Source organism: Thiobacillus sp. SCUT-2, assembly GCF_035621355.1.
Classification (GTDB): Bacteria; Pseudomonadota; Gammaproteobacteria; order Burkholderiales; family Thiobacillaceae; genus Thiobacillus; species Thiobacillus sedimenti.
Genome location: NZ_CP141769.1, coordinates 375995 through 395852, shown reverse-complemented (window position 1 = coordinate 395852; position 19858 = coordinate 375995). Strand labels below are relative to the sequence as shown.

General features: G+C 68.4%; 16 protein-coding genes. 2 read left to right on the top strand and 14 right to left on the bottom strand.

Annotated elements, in window-relative coordinates; genetic code table 11:
* Window positions 1-110: 110 nt before the first annotated feature.
* Window positions 111-1532 (top strand): glycosyltransferase family 61 protein, encoded by a 1422-nt coding sequence (locus tag VA613_RS01840; protein WP_324780167.1) that lies wholly within the window; start codon window positions 111-113, stop codon window positions 1530-1532.
* Here VA613_RS01840 and VA613_RS01835 read toward each other — a convergent pair.
* From VA613_RS01835 to VA613_RS01810, 6 genes are read right to left on the bottom strand one after another with little or no spacing between them, the layout of a single operon-like run.
* Window positions 1473-2237 carry a tetratricopeptide repeat protein gene (locus VA613_RS01835; protein WP_324780166.1) on the bottom strand — a complete coding sequence of 255 codons (765 nt, stop codon included), beginning with the start codon at window positions 2235-2237 and terminating at the stop codon, window positions 1473-1475. The genes VA613_RS01840 and VA613_RS01835 overlap by 60 nt on opposite strands.
* A gap of 36 nt (window positions 2238-2273) precedes the next feature.
* Entirely contained in the window at window positions 2274-3140 is an 867-nt protein-coding gene (locus VA613_RS01830; RefSeq protein ID WP_324780165.1) for a glycosyltransferase, read from the bottom strand.
* Window positions 3141-3165: 25 nt separating this feature from the next.
* Window positions 3166-4302, bottom strand: a complete 1137-nt coding sequence (locus VA613_RS01825; RefSeq protein WP_324780164.1) for a glycosyltransferase family 4 protein — start codon at window positions 4300-4302, stop codon at window positions 3166-3168.
* Between the two features lie 4 nt (window positions 4303-4306).
* Complete coding sequence (locus VA613_RS01820; protein ID WP_324780163.1) at window positions 4307-5236, bottom strand: glycosyltransferase family 2 protein; 930 nt, start codon at window positions 5234-5236, stop codon at window positions 4307-4309.
* Window positions 5233-6426, bottom strand: coding sequence for a hypothetical protein (locus VA613_RS01815; protein WP_324780162.1), 1194 nt, complete (start codon window positions 6424-6426; stop codon window positions 5233-5235). Before VA613_RS01815 ends, VA613_RS01820 begins: the two co-directional genes overlap by 4 nt.
* A complete protein-coding gene (locus tag VA613_RS01810; RefSeq protein ID WP_324780161.1) occupies window positions 6423-7349 on the bottom strand; it encodes a sulfotransferase family protein in 927 nt (308 codons plus the stop codon). Before VA613_RS01810 ends, VA613_RS01815 begins: the two co-directional genes overlap by 4 nt.
* Window positions 7350-7473: 124 nt before the next feature.
* On the opposite strand from VA613_RS01810, the gene VA613_RS01805 reads away from it, so the two are divergent.
* On the top strand, window positions 7474-9300 hold the full coding sequence (locus tag VA613_RS01805; RefSeq protein ID WP_324780160.1) for an asparagine synthetase B family protein: 1827 nt from the start codon (window positions 7474-7476) through the stop codon (window positions 9298-9300).
* A 15-nt stretch (window positions 9301-9315) separates the two neighbouring features.
* Here VA613_RS01805 and VA613_RS01800 read toward each other — a convergent pair whose 3' ends face one another.
* The 8 genes from VA613_RS01800 to VA613_RS01765 form a co-directional block, all read right to left on the bottom strand.
* The gene (locus VA613_RS01800) at window positions 9316-10749 is read right to left on the bottom strand and encodes an MBOAT family O-acyltransferase (RefSeq protein WP_324780159.1); all 1434 of its coding nucleotides are present in this window, start codon (window positions 10747-10749) and stop codon (window positions 9316-9318) included.
* 3 nt (window positions 10750-10752) lie between these two features.
* Window positions 10753-11748, bottom strand: coding sequence for a hypothetical protein (locus VA613_RS01795; protein ID WP_324780158.1), 996 nt, complete (start codon window positions 11746-11748; stop codon window positions 10753-10755).
* Between the two features lies 1 nt (window position 11749).
* Window positions 11750-13072, bottom strand: a complete 1323-nt coding sequence (locus VA613_RS01790; protein WP_324780157.1) for a putative O-glycosylation ligase, exosortase A system-associated — start codon at window positions 13070-13072, stop codon at window positions 11750-11752.
* Window positions 13073-13232: 160 nt separating this feature from the next.
* Window positions 13233-14618, bottom strand: coding sequence for a phenylacetate--CoA ligase family protein (locus VA613_RS01785; protein WP_324780156.1), 1386 nt, complete (start codon window positions 14616-14618; stop codon window positions 13233-13235).
* Window positions 14615-15460, bottom strand: coding sequence for a sulfotransferase family protein (locus VA613_RS01780; RefSeq protein ID WP_324780155.1), 846 nt, complete (start codon window positions 15458-15460; stop codon window positions 14615-14617). Before VA613_RS01780 ends, VA613_RS01785 begins: the two co-directional genes overlap by 4 nt.
* On the bottom strand, window positions 15457-16719 hold the full coding sequence (locus VA613_RS01775; RefSeq protein ID WP_324780154.1) for a glycosyltransferase: 1263 nt from the start codon (window positions 16717-16719) through the stop codon (window positions 15457-15459). The genes VA613_RS01780 and VA613_RS01775 overlap by 4 nt, the downstream gene beginning before the upstream one ends.
* Window positions 16712-17938, bottom strand: a complete 1227-nt coding sequence (locus VA613_RS01770; protein ID WP_324780153.1) for a TIGR04063 family PEP-CTERM/XrtA system glycosyltransferase — start codon at window positions 17936-17938, stop codon at window positions 16712-16714. The genes VA613_RS01775 and VA613_RS01770 overlap by 8 nt, the downstream gene beginning before the upstream one ends.
* On the bottom strand, window positions 17935-19854 hold the full coding sequence (locus VA613_RS01765; protein WP_324780152.1) for an XrtA/PEP-CTERM system amidotransferase: 1920 nt from the start codon (window positions 19852-19854) through the stop codon (window positions 17935-17937). Before VA613_RS01765 ends, VA613_RS01770 begins: the two co-directional genes overlap by 4 nt.
* Window positions 19855-19858 lie beyond the last annotated feature (4 nt).

The following is a 19858-nucleotide window of genomic DNA, read 5'->3' as shown; positions in this document are numbered from 1 at the left end:
CGCCGGCACTGATTTCGTCACGCGCGCCGGCGGCGCCGGCATGCCCTCCTCCGGGTCGCCGCGGAATGCCCGCGATCCACCGGCCCCCCCGCGAGCTGCCGCCTCCCCGCGTGCCGAGCATCCGCTCGGACAGCGTCTATAGTGTTTCCGAGGAGGCGGCGCAGCGAGCGTCCGGCCAGACCGACTGTTTCACCGAAACGGAAGGAAGACACGTGGGCGTCGCAAAATGGAAGATTTCCAGATTTTCTGGCTGGATGCGTTCCTGCCTCGTTGCGGCGACCGGCCGCATCGCGCTCCTGTTCCTCGAACGCAAGCAGGCCCAGCTCTATACGATCCAGCCGGCCCGATCGTTGATCCCTCGGGGCGGCAACGCCGCTTCCACGGCAGCCGGCGATGCATCGATCACGTCCCGGCTGCTGCACCCCGCGACACGATATGTTCGCCCCCGGCCACTTTATTCGAACCGGGAACTGCAATGGAGCGAGCGTCCGCAGGATGTCCCGCCGCTCGAGCTCTATTCGATCCCGGCAGCGATCGCGACCCGGTCGGGCGTCGTCGGCACGCTTGACGGAAGCATCATCGCCGAATCGGCCGAGCAGTTCACCGTCAACCGGCATGAGCCCGACGGATTCATACGAGTCCACGCAGACCGCTTCGTCTTGCGGAAAGTCAGGGCCGCCCGGATGTTCCCGGGCGACTCGGTTCTTCTGGCAAACCGGCACACGGACAATTACGGGCACTTCCTGCTCGAGTGCCTTCCGAACGCTCGCCTGCTGAACGAGATTCCGGATCTCGCCGACGCGCGTCTCGCGATTCCGGAGACCTCGAATCCGGCGCTGCGGGCGGCGTTCCACGAATTGCTGGCGCTGGCCGGCATCGCGAAGCAGCAGGTCGTCGAGTTCGGCGGGAACGGCGAAATCGGGGTCTTCGAACGCTTGTTCTACGCGTCGCCCATCACCGGCCACCCCACCTGGAAGTCGGAGACGGCAATCCGGTTCTGCGAGCGCCTGGCCGAAAGGGCGGCGACGCCGGGCGCCCGAAGCCCCGGCGCCGGCCTTCTGTACGTGTCCCGGGGCGCCGCCTTCAAGCGCCGCCCGACCAACGAGGGCGAAATCATCGAGATGCTGGTCGCGAACGGATTCGATGTCGTCTATCCGGAGACAATGAGCGTCCGCGAGCAGATAAGCGCGTTCTCGCAAGCCCGGATCGTCGTCGGAATACTCGGGGCCGCGATGACGAACATGGTGTTCTCCCCCCGTCATGCCCAGGTGATCGTGCTGATTCCGGACAGCATAACGGGGCATTTCTTCTGGGACCTCGCGAGCCTGAAGCACCAGGGGTATTACGCGCTATTCTGCAGGACGGTCAGCCAGCGGCGCGGCTACGGCGATGCCGATTTCTACGTCGATCCCCACGATTTGCAAGCCGCCCTGGCGCTCGCCCATCGGGCAGCCGGGCGGGCGGACGCAGGATCAGTCGGGGCAGAAGCGGCAATAAGGATTGTCGGGCGAGCCGATCTTGGGCTCGGCTGACGGGCCGCTTTCGGGCGGCGTGACGCCGGGCGCCGGCGCACCCTGGCCGGCTGCCGGATCGTCGGGCTTTGCCACGGAGGAACCGGCCGGCTCGGCCGCCACCGGCTCCGGATACGGCAATTTGCCGCCCAGTTCGGCATAGCGCCGCTGCAGGCTCTTCGTGTCGGGGTTGTGACGCAGGCCCTCCGTCACGGTTTCCAATGCCTTGGCCCGGTTCTTCTGCTTCTCGTAGAGATCGGCGAGCGCCAGGTAGGCGCGCGGCTGCCCGGGGTCCGCCTCGATCGATTTCAGCAGATCCCCGACCGCCTCGCCCGTCCTGTTCATCATCGACAGGGCAATGCCGCGGTTCATCAGGATTTCGGGGCGGAGATAGAAATCCGGGTGGGTATGCACAAGCATGTAGTCGAAATTGCGGACGGCCGCCTCCAGCGTGCCGCGCCGATCCTTGTTCTGGGAGGTCATGGCGGATGCGCGGTTCACGAAATTGAGCCCGGCGCAGTAGTGATGGACATGCACGAAATCGCTCCCCATCGAGGCACGCCACACCTTCGCCGCCTCGGGATGCTGGGACTCGCCGAACTTGGCGGCGCAGTATGCCGGCAAGACGGCCATTTCGGCCTGGCTGGGGGCCCAGTCGGCCGACGCCGGCGGAATCGCGAGCAGCATGGCGGACAGCGCGAGCAGACATTTCTTGAAACGGTTCATGACATCGGTTCCTCTGTGATTCGGCCATGCCTTCGATCAGCGGGCCGTCCTGATTTCGTGGAGGGCCAGCCAGTCGAACAGCGTATTCAGCCCCCGCCACTCCAGCCGGAGCACCTCAGGGTAACGCGGATACAGTTCACGCACATGATGCGGCAGCGCCGCGAACCCGGCGGGCTGGATCGCCCGTCCCAGCATCTTGTTCTGGTATCCCCGCACGCTGTAGCGCACGCGCCGCCTGAAATATTTCTTCCACTCCCGCGGCAGCCAGGGCGATACCGAATCGAACTCGAACCCGGCCTCGCGGGCGACGACCACCCGTGCGTTGTCCCAGCGGCTGTCGCCCCGCAAGTCCCATTTCAGCATCGCCCCCATCAGCGCGTCCTCGCCGATGGTGCCGATGGGCATTTTGATGGCCTGCGCGCGGATGCGTTCCACGAAGCCGGCTCGCAAGCCATATAGATTGCCCGCCACGCCGCTGTCCCTGAGCATGTCGCGCTGGAATGCCTTGACGCCGCGCCCGCTTCGCGGCAATGCCGACACGCCGTTGGCCTGCGGATGCTGCGCCAGCGCCCGCGCCATGGCATCGAGCGCGCCGGGGGTCGCGCGGACATCGCCGTCGATGAAGAAGCACGGTGTGTCGGCATGCGCGACGACCTCGTGGACGAATACGTTCCACGCGTTGGCCTTGTCGCCCAGGGCGATCGAGACGAGGCGGACATCGGGGTGATCGGCAGCGTATTCGCGCACGAGCGCTTCGGTGCGGTCCGTGCAGGCGTTGGCCAGGACATGGCAGGCAAGCGGCCGCGAGGCAGCCGCCTGGAGGCTGTCGAGGCAGGCAATGATGTTGCGCGCCTCGTTGTGGGCAAACACCGCAACGGGCCAGGGGTGCAGGGTTTCGCTCATGGACGCGCTTCGGGGCCGGACGCCATCATGTCAATTGCCGGGTCTTTTCAGCCACCCGCTCCCAGGAGAATTCACGTTCCACTCGCTGCAATGCGCGTGCTCCCCATTCCCGCGCCAACGCCGGCTGCGTCAACAGGGTCCGCAAGCCCGCGGCGACCGCATCGACCGACAGGCCATCCACCCGCAAACCCGTCTCGGCGTGCAGCACGGCCGATCCCGTGCCGCCGGCGGTTCCGGCCAGGCTCGGCTTGCCGCACGCCGCCGCTTCGATGAATACCATGCCGAAGCCTTCATTATCGCCATTGATCGCGCGGTTGGGCATGGCGAATGCATCGCAGGCGTTCAGCCAGCGTGGCAGATCCGCCTCGCTGACCGCGCCGATGCGATGGACGACGCCCTGCAGGCCGAGTTCTTCGACCAGGGCGTCGAGATAGGCGGCGTCTTCGCCGATGCCCGCGATGACGTAGCGCACCGGCACGCCTTCGCCGTGCAGCGTGCCGACGGCCCGGATGGTCTGGTCGAAGCCCTTGCGGCGCGACAGCCGGCCGACGGAAAACACCAGCCTGTCGTCTGTGCCGATCCCCAATCCTTCACGCAACCCCGCGGTATCCAGGCCGGGCCGGAACACCGAGACGTCGACGCCCGGATAGATGAGCGCGATGCGGCCGGGCGCGATGCCCATGCCGACCAGCGTGTCACGCGTGTGCTCGCTGTTTGCGACGACCCGGTCGGCGTGCCGCAGGGCGAACCGCATGGCCCGGAACTTGGCCCCGTGCCCCCAGCTGGTGAGCTCTTCGCCGTGCGCATAAACGACCACGGGCCTGAACGTCAGCCGCGCGACCGCCCAGGCCACCAGCCCCTCGGGCAGCGCGCGAAACGCGTGCACCGCATCAAACCGGCGCGTGAGCGCCAGCCCCATCGACTTGACGAAGAAACGGACGTACATCGCGAGCGACTCGGGACGAAGCCAGGCCACGCGCCTGAGGCCCAGGCGGTGAATCGTGTTGGGATGCACCGCATCCACGGCCGGCGCGCCCGCGACGTCGGCGGTCACGATATGGATTTCCCTGCCGCCCAGACGCTTGTACACCTCGGCGGCCCACACCGCAGTGCCGCCCTTCGTCGGCAGGAACAATTCGGTCAGCACCAGCAGCCGGCTCACCTCTTCACCCCTTCAGCATCGACAACACCGCGCGCAGGCTCTGCCAGCCGGGTTGCTCGGCCAGCGTCGGCAGCACCGCGCGGATGGCCGCGATGCGCCGGCCATCCCTGGCCAGCGCGCAGCCAAGGTTGTAGCGCGCACTCCGCATGCGGCTTGCGACGGCCTGCCGCAGCGGTTCAGGAAACGCAGCGGCCAGCCGCACCAGGTCGGACAGCGTGCGCACGTTCTCACGCTGCGCGGCCACCGGGTCGCGGCGCGTGGCGCTGCCGCCATGAATCACGTACACCCCCAGACTGCGGCAGACCACCCCGATGCGGCGGCTTCCCGCAACCAGGCGGGTCAGGAAATGCACATCCTCGCACACCTTGAATCCGGCCGGATAGCCGCCCAGTTCGATGAACCGCGCCCGCGGCACGGACAGCGTATGCGTGTCGCCGAAATGGTCGGCGACGAAAGCCGCCATCTCGGCCGGCGCCTCCATCACCGCGCGCGCCGCCCCCGCGGCCTTCGCCTGCATGCTCCGCCCCGATTCGTGCTGCGCCATCGAGGTGGCGAGCAGCCTGCCCTCGGCATCGCGATACTCGTAGTCTCCGGTCAGGCAATCGAGCGCGGGATCTTCCTCGATCCACGCGGCGTGCAGCGCGATGCGATCGGGCGCATACCAGTCGTCGGCGTCGAGAAATGCCAGCCAGTCGCCCGTGGCGGCCGCGGCGCCCGCGTTGCGCGCGGCCGACACGCCGCTGTTGCGCTGCGCGATCAACCGCACCGCGTCGCCGAACCGGCGCGCGACCTCCGGCGTGGCATCGGTCGAGCCGTCGTCGACCACGATGATTTCATGCACGGGCCACGTCTGTGCGCGCACCGATTCGATCGCGCGCGCCAGCGTTGCGGCGGCGTTGAACGCCGGGATGATCACGGAGAAGCGCGGGCTCATGCCGCGCGCCCCAGCCAGCCGAGCGGCAGCGCCAGGCCGGTCAGCCGCGCCGCGCGGGCGAAGCGGGGAATCTCGTCGAGGCGCGCGCACCAGGCCGCGAGGCGCGGGCGCAAGCGGGTCTCGACCCAGGCCGGGTCGCGCGTCCGCAGTGCGTGCGCAAGCTCCAGCGGGAACAGGAAGCGCAGCCCGGGGCACGCCGTCAGCGCGCCTTGCAGCGCCGCCTCCAGCGCGGCCAGGCTGGCCGCCTCGGCCCGCAGAAAATTGAAGCGATGCGTTTCGGCGAGGCAGGCACGCCCTTGGCGGGTCCGCGCCGTCAGGCTGTCCGCCAGTCTCTGCGCCCCATGTCCCAGCGACGGTTCGAAATACGCGTCGCGCACCAGGTAGGTCTGCCCCGCACCCGAACGGCTTCCGCTCAGCATGGTCGCGTCGATGCCGTCTGGCTGGCCCGCGGCGTTGCGGCACGTGGCACGGCGGCCCGGCGTGACGACGACCTCGACGCCGGCCTCCGCCCACGCCCGCTCGACCACCTCGTTCCAGACGAAGGTGGTGGCAACCGCCACCCGGGGCGGGGCGCCGAAGAGGGACCCGTAGGCGGCCGCCTCGGCCGCCACCGCCTGCCCGATGGTCGCGGCGTCCAACGCCCGCGACGGCAGGCGCGATGCGTCGATCCAGCGGCTTTGCAGCGGCGACGGAAGCTCCTCGGTCATGGCGGGCTCGGCGGCACCGAGCCACGCACGCACCCCGGCGTCGCCCCGTGCCGCGGCCATCAGCGCCGGCGGCCAGTAGTGGCACTGGCCGTGCAGCTGCGGCGCGAACACGCCCGCCTGCATTCCCGCCTGCATCGCTGCACGCACCCCCTCGAAGCGGCCGTCGGCAAGCGACAGCTCGTGATAGGCGCTGCAGCCGCTGGCGGCGATGCGCGCCCCGTCCGGCACCGCCAGCACGACGCCGAGGGTCATCGCCGCCGGTCGGCCCGTCCGGTCGCGGATGCGCTGCAGGAGGGCCGCCAGCCGCCCGAGCAGATCGGCCTGCCGCAGCGGCCCGGCGCCCCAGTCATCGCTCTCGATGATCAGCACCGGGCATTTCAGCACGGGCTCGCGCCAGCGCGCGACCAGCGGTACGGCGAACGCGAGCAGCGTGGCGAGCCACAACAGCAGCAGCATCGCGAGTCCCGCGGCCACGAAACTCATCGATAGCCCATCCGCGCAGCGACATCGGCCACCTGCGGCAGCACGCGCTCGATCTTTTCGCGGTTGCGGCCATCCTTCCACTTGTCGAGCCGGATCTCGGAAAAGGCGTTGTAGGGCATGCCGAGGACCTGGGCACAATGGGCCTCCAGGCGCGCATCGAAGGCCAGGCCGCATCCCTCGAACACCCGTCGGAAGGTCGTGACCGGGTCGCGCAGGAAATCCTCGTAGAACACCTCGATCCACTGCCCGGACGGCACGCCGGCCCGCGCGTCGAGGATCGCACGGTTGATGGCTTCGTACTGGAACGCGGCCACCGCCTCGACCGGCGCGGTTGTGTACTTGCGCCAGCCTTCGGCGAGAAAGAAACACCACTGCGTCAGTTGCCCGTTCTCGACCGCCACCGTCTCGGGCAACGCGGCGGACCAGGTCGCGAACTCGTCGGGCTTGCGCCAGCCCTCGATCAGCGAGTTGAGGTTGTCCCCCGGGCTGCGCTTGACGTAGACGAAGAGGGCGTCGGGGAAGAGCGCGCGCAGATAGGGCACGCACAGGCCGTTCTGATTGTTCTTGTCGACCCAGCGCTGGCACCCGGTCCAGCTGTAGAAATAGCGGCTGACGGTGTCGCGGTCCGCAGGGCTGGCATCCGCCGCTTCGAGCGCGTGGGTGTCCCAGCCCTTGGCGGACAGCGGGTGCAGGCCGGTCCAGTAGTCGTGGGTTTCGCGCTGCAAGCTGCCGATCTCGCGCGACTCCGAGAGCGTCTTGTAGACCAGGGTGGTGCCGGCGCGCGAGCAGCCGACGACGATGACCGGCCGCCTTGCCGGAATCCGCTGCAGGTCCCACCGCAGGCCGCGCGCGGCACGCTGCACGCGGCGCGCATGGAACGCCAGCGTTTTCGCCACCTTGTCAGAGAATTCGCTCAAACTCATGCGCTTTATGTCGTTATCGGACGGAGCTCCGGGCGCCCGCCGCCGGGCGACGGAATTCGTGCCAATCCACCGGCTCGTTTATATTTGGCGGACATTATCCCGTATCACGCGGACACGACACACCATGGATGGCATTTTCGGCTGGTTGGGCGACCACGGCGCACATCACGACCTGATTCGGCACATGGGGCGCGCGGCCTGCCTGTCGCCGGAGGGGCTGCTGCACGAACACAGCAGCCAGCTGCTGGGTGTTGCGGCATGCTCGCGCTTCGGCAAGGCGGACATCCACGTCGAGAATGGCCTCGCCGCGGCGCTGGCCGGCCGGCCGCGCTTCCTCGACGACGAACTCGCATTCATCGCCCGCGAGCAGGGCCCGGCCAACGCCGTCGCGCACGGCTGGGTGCGCCATGGCGAACAGCTGCCGCTGCTGATGCAGGGCAACTTCGCCTTCGCCGTGCTCGAGCCGCTCAAGAAGCGGGCCTGCCTCGCGCTCGATCGCGTCGGTGCCGAACGCCTCTGCTACGCGCATCGCGGCGGCCATCTCGTCTTCGGCAGCAGCGTGCAGAACGTGGCGGCCCATCCCGGCATCGGGCGCACGATCGACCCCCAGGCGATCTACGACTACCTCTACTTTCACACCATCCCGGCGCCGCGCAGTCTCTATCAGGGCGTGCACAAGCTGCTGCCGGGGCAGATCGTGACCCTGAAGAACGGCCACCTGGATGCCCGCTTCTACTGGCATGCCGACTACACGCCGGTCGACGCCGACTTTGCCGCGCATCGTACCCATTTCCGTGACCTGCTCGACCAGGCCGTGCGCGACACCGATGCCCCGGCGACCGCGGCGTTCCTGTCCGGCGGCACCGACAGTTCCACCGTGGTCGGCACGCTTACCGCTGCGCGCGGCGCCCCGATCGACACCTTCTCCATCGGCTTCGACGCCGACGGCTTCGACGAAATGGAATACGCGCGCTGCGCCGCCGAGCGCTACGGCAGCCGGCGCCATGAGTACTATCTGAAGCCCGCCGACATCGTCACGGCAATTCCCGTCATCGCGCGCGAGTACGACGAGCCGTTCGGCAACGACTCTGCGGTGCCGACCTATTTCTGCGCCCGTACCGCGCGCGACGCGGGGTTCGAGCGCATGCTCGCGGGCGACGGCGGCGACGAGATATTCGGCGGCAACGCCCGCTATGCGAAGCAGCGGCTGTTCGAGAACTACTTCCGCCTGCCCGCCGCCTTCCGGCGCGGCGTGATCGAGCCGATCGCCCACGTCCCCCTGCTGTCCGGCCGCTTCCCGCTTGCCAAGCTGAAGAGCTACGTCCGTCAAGCCAACATGGGGCTGCCGCTGCGCCTCGAAAGCTACAACTTTCTCCACCGCACGCCGCTCGACGAAATCCTTGCGCAGGATTTCATCCATGCCGTCGATCCCTCTGCAGCCGATGCGGCGCTCGTCGACGTGTATGCGCGCACTGCGTCGGACCACTACATCAACCGCATGATGCACGTCGACCTGAAGTTCACGCTTGCGGACAACGATCTCCGCAAGGTTGGCACGATGACCGAAGCGGCAGGAATCGAGGTGCGCTATCCCCTCCTCGACGACCGGCTCGTCGCTTTCGCGAACCATCTGCCGGTGGACTACAAGGTGCGCGGCCAGACCCTGCGCTGGTTCTTCAAGGAAGCGCTGCGCGACGTTTTGCCGGAAAAGATCATCAGCAAGGCCAAGCACGGCTTCGGCTTGCCGTTCGGCGTGTGGTGCACGCAGCACGCGCCGCTCGGCGAACTCGTCGGAGACAGCCTGTCGGACTTCAAGGCACGGGGATGGATGCGCCCGGCGTACCTGGATCACATGTCCGGCATGCTGCGCGGCCCCCATGCAAGCTATTACGGCGTGATGGTCTGGGTCACCATGATGCTGGAACGATGGCTGCAGGCGAACGGACATTGATGCGCGCATCACGCCTCAGAAATCGAAATAGATGAATTTCTGGCTGCTGCCGCCGAAGAGGATCACCATCAGTGCAATGCCCGCATATGCGGTGCCGCGCAGCGTGAAATGCAGTTCCCCCCAGCGCCGCAATCCGCGCTTAAGCGCCCGCTCGATGGCGGGCTCGACCAGGACCAGCAGCAGGCTCGCCCAGACGAGCGCCTGCACATAGGTGCGCACCGCCGGCGCGCCGGCGGCATCCGCCATTCCCAGCATCGCGGCCGTGATGGTCCACGCATCGTGGAAGGTCGGCGCACGAAAGAACACCCAGGTCAGCCATACCAGTGCAAGCGTCACCGGCCAGCCCAGCCAGGACAGGGCGCGCGCGGCGGCGGAGCCTTCGAGCACGCCGACCCGCGTGCAGGCATCCAGCAGCACGCGGTGCAGAACGAGATAGCTCCCGTGCAGGAGCCCCCAGAACACGAACGTCCAGGCGGCGCCGTGCCAGAGCCCGCCGAGCAGCATCGTGATCATCAGGTTGGCCAGGTTGCGCGCCTTGCCGCGGCGGTTCCCGCCCAGCGAGATGTAGAGGTAGTCGCGCAGCCAGCGCGACAGCGTGATGTGCCAGCGCTGCCAGAACTCGCGCACGCTGCGGCTGGTGTACGGATGCAGGAAGTTGCGTGGCAGCACCACGCCGAACATGCGTGCCAGGCCGACCGCCATCTCGCTGTAGCCGGAAAAGTCGAAATAGATCTGCAGTGCAAAGGCGGTGGCCGCGAGCCAGGCGGCGTAGAGGCCGAGCGCCTGCGGCTGCCCGAACAACGCGTCCGCCAGCGGCGCCAGGTTGTCGGCGAACAGCACCTTCTTGACGAGTCCGGCCAGGAAGATCAGGGCCCCGAGCTTCACTTCGCGCGCCCTCAGCGGCTGCAGATCTTCCAGCTGTTCGACCAGTTCGGACGCCCGCAGGATGGGCCCGGCGATCATGTGCGGGAAGAAGGTCACGTACATCCACCAGGCGCGAAACGATATGCGGTGGGTCCACTCGCCCCGATAGACGTCGATCATGACCGACAGCATGTGGAAGGTGTAGAAGCTGATCCCCAGCGGCAAGGCCCAGTGCACCCACGCAGGCGGCGCGGCGGGGACAGGCAGCTCGAGCCAGCCGGCGAGGCCTGACAGCGTGTCGAGCGCCATGCCCAGATACTTGATGATGCCGAGGAAGCCGAGATTCAGCGCCAGCCCGGCCACCAGCAGGCGCTTGCTGCGGGTCGCCGACAGGGCCGAATAGAGCCAATAGTTGAGGCTGACCGATGCCGTGAGCAGCAGCAGGTAGGCCGGCTTCCAGGACGCGTAGAACAGGAGGCTGCCGGCGAGCACGATGGCCGCACGTTCACGATAGCTGCGCGCACCTGCGTAGAAAAGCAGCAGGACGGCAAAAAAGAGCAGGAAGGTCGGGGAGCTGAACAGCACGGCCTAGCGAAACCCCGCCATGGCAAGCTGGCGGGCCAGCTCCGCGCTGTATCGCTGCGCGCCGTGATCGTTCAGGTGGCCGGCGTTGATGAAATCGGCGGCCCGGTAGCCGACTGGCTGCGGCAGCACGACGACACCGCGCTGCCGCAGCCGCGCCAGCAAATCGCGGTAGGGCGCGGCATCGGGGCGCGCGTCGACGAAGGCCGGGCGGCGATCGCGGAGAGGCGGCAGCGTGACGAACACCTGCACGCCGCGCATCTGCAGCAGTCCAATCGCATGCCAGAGGAAGGCCTCGACGGCCGGGCTCGGCGGAGACCAGGCAGCCTGCTCCTGGCTCGCGACCTGGTTGGCGTTCTGGGCCGCGCCAAAGCCCGGCCGGTAGCCCAGGCGGCCTGCGGCGGCGCCGCCGACCGGATCGACCTCGCGCACGCTCGCCTCGACGAAGCGCAGCGCCTTCTCGGGCTCGCGCAGCTGGCGCAGGTTTCCGGAGTAGGACCACAGTCGCACCAGGCTGCCCAGCCACTCGCGGTAGCGCGCGGCGTCCCACAGCGCACGACGGTCGGCGAGGAAGCTTGCATAGCCGAGCGAATCGCCGTCCTGCAGCGCGCTTTCGTCCAGCCCCAGCACCACCGCCCGGATCGCCCCGCCGCCCAGAAGTCCGCGTGCGTCGAGGCGGCGCAGCGCACCGTGGTAGACGACGGCGTTCGCGCCGGGCAGCCCGAGGTTGAAACCGTGGAGCGGCGCGCCGGGCCATGCGCGCGCCACGGCGAGCGGATCGATGCCGTTGTCGACGCGGCTGTTGCCGATGAAAAGAAGGGCAGGCGGGCGCTGCTCGAGCGCATGCAGCTTGTCGTAGGCGCGCCCCACCGCGAACACCGACCGGTACCGGAGCAGCACGGCCTCGCTGTGCAGCGCCGCTTCGGCCAGCCCGAGCAGCGCCGCCGCCAGCCAGAATGCGGCGCCCAGGCCCGGCGGCAGGCGGACCCTTGGCCAGTTCACATCATGCCCTCGGCCCGGCGTTCTCCGTACCGAACCGGCTTGCCGGATGGGGCAGCCCCCTGCCGTGGACGCCGGCCGGGGCCGGCGCGACCTTGCCGAGGGCGCCTGAGAACTTGGCCGCGAGCACCAGAATGATCATCAGATGGTAAGGCAGGTCGAAATGACTCATGCCCAGGAACGCCCCGGCGGTCGCGTAGCCGACCAGGCTGACCTGGATCATGGCCGCCAGGTCGGCCGCCCATTTCTGCTCGGGGTCACGCTTGCATCGCTTGATGATCTGCCGGGCGCGCATCCACGCCAGCACGCCCAGCAGCATGAAGAGCGCAAACCCGATGAAGCCCTGCTCGCCCATCATCTCGAAGTAGATGCTGTGGACGTCGTGGACGTTCCAGGGATCCGGTGCGTACTGGCGGAACGTCGGGGGGCGGAACATGTCGAATCCGCCGCCGGTGATGCGATCCTTCGCCACGTTGAACGCGGTATGCCAGGCGTTGATCCGTCCCTGCGCGGACTGGTCTTCCTGATACGTCTTGATCGTGTTCATGCGGTCGTACCAGGCCTGCGGCATCACCGACGCCATGACGGCCACCGCGATCGCCATGTAAAAGCCGGTCACGATCTTGTTGCGGCTCTTCACCCACAGGAACAGGCCCATGGCGGCCATCGCCAGCATGCCGCCACGCGACTGGCTGCCGATGGCCGCCACGCCGGTCAGCACCATGGCCGTGGCGAGGCCGATCTTGACCCACTTGCGGGGCTCCTGCAGGTGAAGATAACGGATGAGGGGGACGGTCATCACCAGCGCCAGTGCCATTTCGTTGTTGCCGGCGATGAAGGTTCCCGTCGGCCCCTGAACGCGGTAGACGCCGCCGTTGATGATGGTGAAGATGCCGCCCTTGACGCCGTAGAAGCCGAACGAGAGGACGATCACCCACATCAGCCAGTGCAGCTTGTAGCGTTCGTTGATGATCAGCGTCGTCAGAAGGACCATGAGCATGATCTTCCAGACCTTGTTCCACTCCAGCCAGGCGAGCGCGGGATAAAACGCGAAGAAGGTGGTGAACAGCATCCACCCCGTCAGCAACAGCAGGACAAAGATCTCGCGCGTCCACGGCATGTCCTTCTTCTCCCTGGACGCCATGAACGCGAGGATGGTCACCGCCCCGACGATCATCGAGAAGGGCATGTTGTAGGCGAATCCCCAGGCCAGCCGGTGGGGGTTCATGTACCCCAGCCACGACCACAGCAGGATGCCCAGCCACGGCCTCCTGAAGACGAACGGCAGCAGGCTGAAGATCAGGCCGGTGATGAACAGGTCTCTCATGCGGATTCGGCTCTCTGCATTTCGGGCGGACTGCGTCTGCCCACGATATCCATCATCGGCGCATCTGCAAAGCAGCTTGCGCCCATGCCCTCGAAACCGGGCGCGGCGACACCCGGCCTCGCCCGCCGCAGCGACAGGCCGAACCCGGCCGGGCGCCGCGTCATGATGCGGTGCCCCCCGCCTGCGCCAGCGCCTCGTCCAGGCGCACGTGGCTGACCACGTAGCGATGCTTGCCGGACGCTTCCGGCGCGATCGACTCGCGCAGGTTCAGCTCGACCGCCAGCGCATCGCCCAGGCGCGCCCGCAAGCCCCGGACCACCGTCTCGCGCGCCGCGTCGTTCCAGTGCGCGTCCGGCACCAGCTGGACCTCGACCCGGTCGACCGCATGCTGCACCAGCTTGAACTGGGCCACGCCCGGAACCGCCCGCAGCACATAGATCGCCGCCAGTGCGTGCATGATGCGGCCGTCGGCCGCGACGAGGAAATCCGTCTGGCGCCCCACGACGGCATCCAGCACGGCAAGCCCACGGCCACCGGGATCCCTGCGCCCGCTCCGCCGCACCACGTCGCCCGTGCGATAGCGGATGAAGGGCTGCGCCGCCGACACCAGGGAAGTAATCACGGCCTCGCCCTCCTCGGCCGGATTGCCTGCCGCGTCGAGGACCTCGATGAGGTGCGTCTCGCTCATCTGCAGCAGGACGCCGTCCGGCGACTCGAGCGCCATCAGGCCGGCATCGCGCGCGCCGTATTCGACCGACACCGGCACGCCGAATACGCGCTCGATCAGCTCGCGCTGATGCAGGAACAGCGGCTCGCCGGTGCTGCTCACCACGCGCAGCGCCGGCAGGCGCGGCTTGACCGACCGCGCCTCGGCATGCGCGGCGAGCAGGGCCAGGCTGCTGGCGTAGCCGTAGATCGCCTTGGGATTCCAGGCCTCGATGGCTTCGAGATACACATCCATGCGCGCCGGCGACATCTCGAACGCGTTCAGCAACAGCTGGTTCACGAGGCGGTCGCGCAGCGTCTTGACACGGTCGGTCGCGTTGAGCTCGACCGGTGCGCCCCACAGGTAGACCTCGCGCTCGCCCGGCTGCACGCCCCACCAGCGCCGCGCCCGCAGGCGCCCCGCCGCATCCGCCGCCTGGCGGGCGCGGCCGAAATAGAACATCAGCGGTTCGCCGCTGGAGCCGCCTGTCGTGTACGGGAACACCCCGCCGGGCACCCCCCGCCACACGAGCGCATCGATGTGACTGCGCGCATCGCGCTTGTCCATCGTCGGCAGCCGCGCCAGGTCGCCCGGCCCGACCGCACCGGCGCGGACGGCCTCGGCGAGGCCGGCTGCCTGCAGCCGCTGCGCGTGCCAGGGGCTGTGCGCCAGCGCCGACTGCAGCAGCCCGTTGAGCCGCGCGCGCTGGTATTCGCGCATGTCGTCCGGCGAGAGCCACTGCGTACGCTGCAGCACCTCGAGCAGCGCGAACGTCGGCCGGCGCATCACCGCCTCCTGCACGCGGAACACGCTTCGCGCCAGCCAGGCCGGTACGCTCATGCCGATCCCTCCCGGGGCAGCGCCTTGAAGCGCATCAGCAGCTCGTCGCACAAGCCGGCCACCGCCGGCGAGATGTCGGGCGGGCTGCGGTGCCTGACGGAGCGCGCATGGATGCGCGCCGCGATCGCGGCATTGAAGCCGGACAGGCCGAGAAAATCGTACACCGCGGCCACTTCGCGCATCGGCTGCTGAACCAGCGACTCGTAGAACACCACCCGGACGCGGGGATCCGCGGCGAGCTGCTGCTCGAAGAAGATCGCATTGCGGTAGAACCACATGATCGCCGCACCTTCCGCCTCGCTGGCGTCGGGCCGATACAGTGCGCGCAGCCGCTCGCGGGTAGTGGCCGACATGCCGCGCCCGCGCCAGTCGCTCGCGTCGCCGTGCGCCAGCCGCTGCCATTGCGGCACGAAATTGCCGAACGACTTGATCGCCGAATCGACGCTGTCGCGCCAGTCCCTCACCATCCAGAGCGTTTTCGCCGGGTTGAAGCGCTCCATCAGGAACGGGAGCCGATCGAGCTCGCACAGGGCCTTGATGACGAATACCGGCGCCACGCTCTGCCGCACCAGCTGGCCGATCACCTCGCAATCCCGCATTTCGTAGCGCTCGAAGGCACGCGGGTCGGTTTCGTGGAACACCTGGGTGGCGGCACTCGCATCGAGCACGTCCATCAGGAGGTTGGTGCCCGAACGCTGCATCCCCGCGACGAAGACGTGCTGCGCCACCCGGCGGGGAAGCAGACGCTGCCGCACCGCCTTGGCGTGCCGCCAGATGGCATGGCGAAGCCGTGCAGGCACGCTGCGCGCGTCGTGTCCGGTCGCAGGCCGAGGTGCGCTCATCGGCGTGCGGCCGTCGGCATGTGCCGATCGGCAGGCGACGGGGAGGAAAGCAGGGGCGCGAATGCGCGCAGCAGCTGGGCGACGCGCGCATCCCACTGGTTGGCGCGCGCGTATGCAAGGATCGCATCCCGGTCCCAGTGCGCGTCGAGCGCCTCGTCCAGCGCCGCCTGCAAGGCGGCCGCATCGCCAAACGGCACGATGCGCCCGAGGCCGGGATGGCAGACGACTTCCGCATTGCCGCCGACGTCCGTGGTGACGACGGGCAGGCCGCATGCCATGGCTTCCAAGAATACGTTGGCCCAGCCTTCATTGCGCGTCGCGAGCACGAAGACGTCGGCGGCCGACAGCGGCCATTTGAGGGCTTCCGGCGGCAAGGCACCCAGAAAATGCACGCGGTCGCTCAGGCCGAGGCGCGCTGCCTGCGCCTCGAGTTCGGCGCGCATGTCGCCTTCGGGGCCGCCGCCGCCGACGACGACATAGTGCAGGTCCGGATGGCGCTCGATGAGCATCGGCAGGCAGTCGATGACGCGGTGCATGCCCTTGCGCTCGACCAGCCCGCCCACCGAAACGAGCACCTGCGCCCGATCGGGCAGGTCGTAGCGGGCGCGCGCCGCATGACGATCAACCGGGTGAAACATGCCGAGGTCGACGCCGTTCCCGATCACCTCGGTCTTCTCGGGGGCAGCGCCGAGATCGAGGGCGAGGCGCCGGAGCGAGTCGGACACCGCAAAGACCCGCGTCGCCGCGCCGAGCGCGCGCGCCAGCCGACGGCGCAGTCGTGTGTCGCGGCTGTGCGGCACCTCGGTGCCGCGAAGGGTGATCGTCACCGACAGGCCAAGCCAACGCCCCAGCGTGACGGCGGCCGCACCGTCCGGGTAGGCGAAGTGCGCGTCGATGAGCCGTGCCCCTTCGCGCTTCAGGCGTCGCAGCAGGAAGAAACTGGCCAGCGCCATCGACAGTCCGTCGAACCGGCGGAGGATCCCCGGGGCGGCGAGAAAGCGCGGGTGATACACGCGGATGCCCTGCTGGATTTCCAGTGCCGGCGCCTGAGGACGGTAGCCTGGGCGCACCCGACGGATCAGGGCCAGCCCGGGGAACCAGGGCTGCGGCGACACGACGGCAAGCGGGCGGTGCTGCGCCACGCGGAACATGCGTTCCCGGATGAACAGGCCGGCGCCAGGGCGCGCGACGCTGGGAAACAGCGTACTGAACACGACGAGATCGATCGCCCCCGCCGCACCGGCACGTGCCTCAGCCAAGCGCCGCCTCCCATCCCGGCCCGGCGAGGCTGCCGTACACGCCCCGATAGCGCGCCACGCTGGCGGCCCAGTTGCGTTCGGTCTCCACGAAATGGCGGCCGTTCTTCTTCATGCCATCCCAGCCCTGCTCGTATTTGAGCAGCGCCACGACCTTGCTCGCCAGTTCGCCCGCCTGGCCCGCGCGAAACAGCACGCCGGTCTTGCCGTCCTGGATCAGTTCGCGGTGCCCGCCGACGTCGGAGGCCACCATCAGCCGGCCCTGTGCCATCGCCTCGAGCGGCTTCAGCGGCGTGACGAGCTCGGTCAGGCGCATCGGATGGCGCGGATACACGAGCACGTCGATCAGATCGTAGTAGCGGTTCACGTCGGCATGCGGCACGCGCCCGGTGAAGACGACGCGATCCTTGAGGTCGAGCGCCATGACCTGCCGCTTCAACGCCGTGTCCTGCGGCCCCCCGCCGACCAGGAGCACCTTGACGTCCGGCACCTGCCTGAGAATCGCAGGCAGGGCGGCGATCAGCAGGTCGAGCCCCTCGTAGGCGTAGAACGAGCCGATGAAGCCGAGCACGCGGCTGTTCCCGAGCCCGAGCTTCATCTTCAGTTCGGGATCCGCCTTGCCGCCCAGCGCGAATTTCTCGATATCGACCGCGTTGGGGATGACGGTGATCTTGCCGGGCGGGATGCCGCGCCCGACGAGATCGCCGCGCAGGCCCTCGCAGATGACGGTCACCGCGTCGGCCCGCTTGACGGCCCACGTTTCCAGCGCGCGCGTCAGCCGGTAGCGAAGGCTGCCCTCGCGCGTGCTGCCGTGGTCGACCGCGGCGTCCTCCCAGAAGGCGCGGATTTCGTAGACGACGGGAATCCCCAGCCTGCGGCCGACGCGGATCGCCGGAACGGCGTCGAGCACCGGCGAGTGGGCGTGGATGACGTCGGGCTGCAGTTCACGTGCCAGCCCGAGCAGGCGCTTCTCGATCGCCGCCATCGCCGCGAACGGCTCGCCTCCGGGCAGCCTGGTGAGCAATCCCGCCGGCTTCGGCGTGCGATAGAAATGCAGGCCGTCGGCGTCCTCCTCGGGCACGGTGCAGTCGATCTGGCGGGGGCCGGAAAGATGCCAGGTCTGCCAGCCCAGCTTGCGCTGGTTGCGCAGAATCGCCGCGCTGCGGAAGGTGTAGCCGGAATGCAGCGGCAGGGTATGGTCGAATACGTGCAGGATCTTCATGCCGCCTCGCGTTGTGCCTCGTCCATCCCCAGCACCTGGCCGAGGAAGGCATCGAACATCAGGACCGTCCACAGGATCACCGAACAGTCGCGGCGACCGGACTGGTGGGCGTCGACCACCTCGCGCAGGTAGTCCCGGTTGAAGAGGCCGGTCGACGCCAGCCGCTCCCCGAGCACGACACTGCGGATGGTCGCCGCGAGCGGCCCGCGGAACCAGGCCGCCAGCGGCACCGAAAAGCCCATCTTCCGGCGGTACAGCACGTCGTGCGGCAGATAGGGCTCCATCGCCTTCTTCAGCAGATACTTGCCCTCGGTCCCGCGCAACTTGAGATCGGTCGGCAGGCCCGACACCCAGCCCATCAGCTCGTGGTCGAGCAGGGGCTCGCGCACCTCGAGCGCATGCGCCATGCTGGCGCGGTCGACCTTGGTGAGGATGTCGCCGACCAGATAGGTCTTCATGTCGAGATACTGCACCAGCGACAGCGGATCGTCGGTCGGCGCCACGGCCGCGTGGCGACGCAGGACCTCGACTGCTTCGTAGCCTTGCAGCTCGCGCTTGAACGCGGGCGAGAACAGCTGCCTGCGCTGCGCGTCGGACAGCAGCGAGACGCCGTGGAAATAGCCTTCGACGGTGTCGCGCGCGAGCGCCTCGAAGGTCGTCTTGGCGCGGAATACCCGCGGCGCCCAGTCGGCCTTCGGGTACAGCCGGCCGAGCGCGCCGAACAGCGGGCGGCGCAGCATCAGCGGCATTACCGAGCGCATCCGCTCCTCGTAGCGGAACCAGCGATAGCGCCGGTAGCCGGCGAAATGTTCGTCGCCGCCGTCGCCCGACAGCGCCACCTTCACGTGCTTGCGCGCCAGCTCGCAGACCCGGTAGGTCGGCAGCGCCGACGAATCGGCGTAGGGCTCGTCGTAGACCTGCGCGAGCTTGCCGACCAGGCTGAAGTCGTCGGCGGCGACGGTCTCCACATGGTGCCGCGTGCGGTAGCGGTCGGCGACCTGCTGCGCGAACGCCACCTCGTCGAAGGCGGGATCGTCGAAGCCGATCGAGCAGGTGTTCACCGGCGTGGGCGACTGCGTCGCCATCATCGCGACCACCGCGCTCGAATCGACGCCGCCGGAAAGAAAGGCGCCGAGCGGCACGTCGGCGATCATGCGCAGGCGGATCGACTCCTTCAGGCGCTCGACCAGCTCGTCCATCGCCGCCGCCTCGTCCTTCACGGGGACCGGCTCGAACGGCACGTCCCAGTATTGCTTCGGCAAGGCGCGCGCCGCTCCGCGCCTGAGGGTGAGGGTGAAGCCCGGCGGCAGCTTCTGCACGCGCTTGAAGATGGTGCGCGGCTCGGGGACATAGCCGTACGCGAAATATTCCTCGACCGCCAGCGGGTCGATGTCGCGTGCGAGGCTCGGATGCACGAGCAGGGCCTTCAGCTCGGAACCGAAGATGAATTCGCCGGTGTCCAGGAAGGCATAGTAGAGGGGCTTGACGCCGAAGCGGTCGCGCACGACGAACAGCGTCTCGCGATTCCGGTCCCACAGCGCGAAGGCGAACATGCCGCGGAAGCGCCGGACGCAGGTCTCGCCCCAGGCCTCCCAGGCATGGACGATGACTTCGGTGTCGGAATGGGTGCGGAAGACGTGGCCCAGCGCCTCGAGCTCGGGAACCAGCTGCTGGAAATTGTAGATCTCGCCGTTGAACACGACGACGACCGAGCCGTCCTCGTTGAAGAGCGGCTGCTGGCCGCTGGCCAGATCGATGATCGACAGTCGCCGGTGCCCCAGTCCGAGCCCCGGCTCGAGATGCAGCCCGCCCTCGTCGGGGCCGCGATGGAACTGCGCTTCGTTCATCCGATGCAGCAGCTCGCGCGAAATCGCGTTCGAGCCGCCGATGTCGAATATGCCTGTAATGCCGCACATGTGG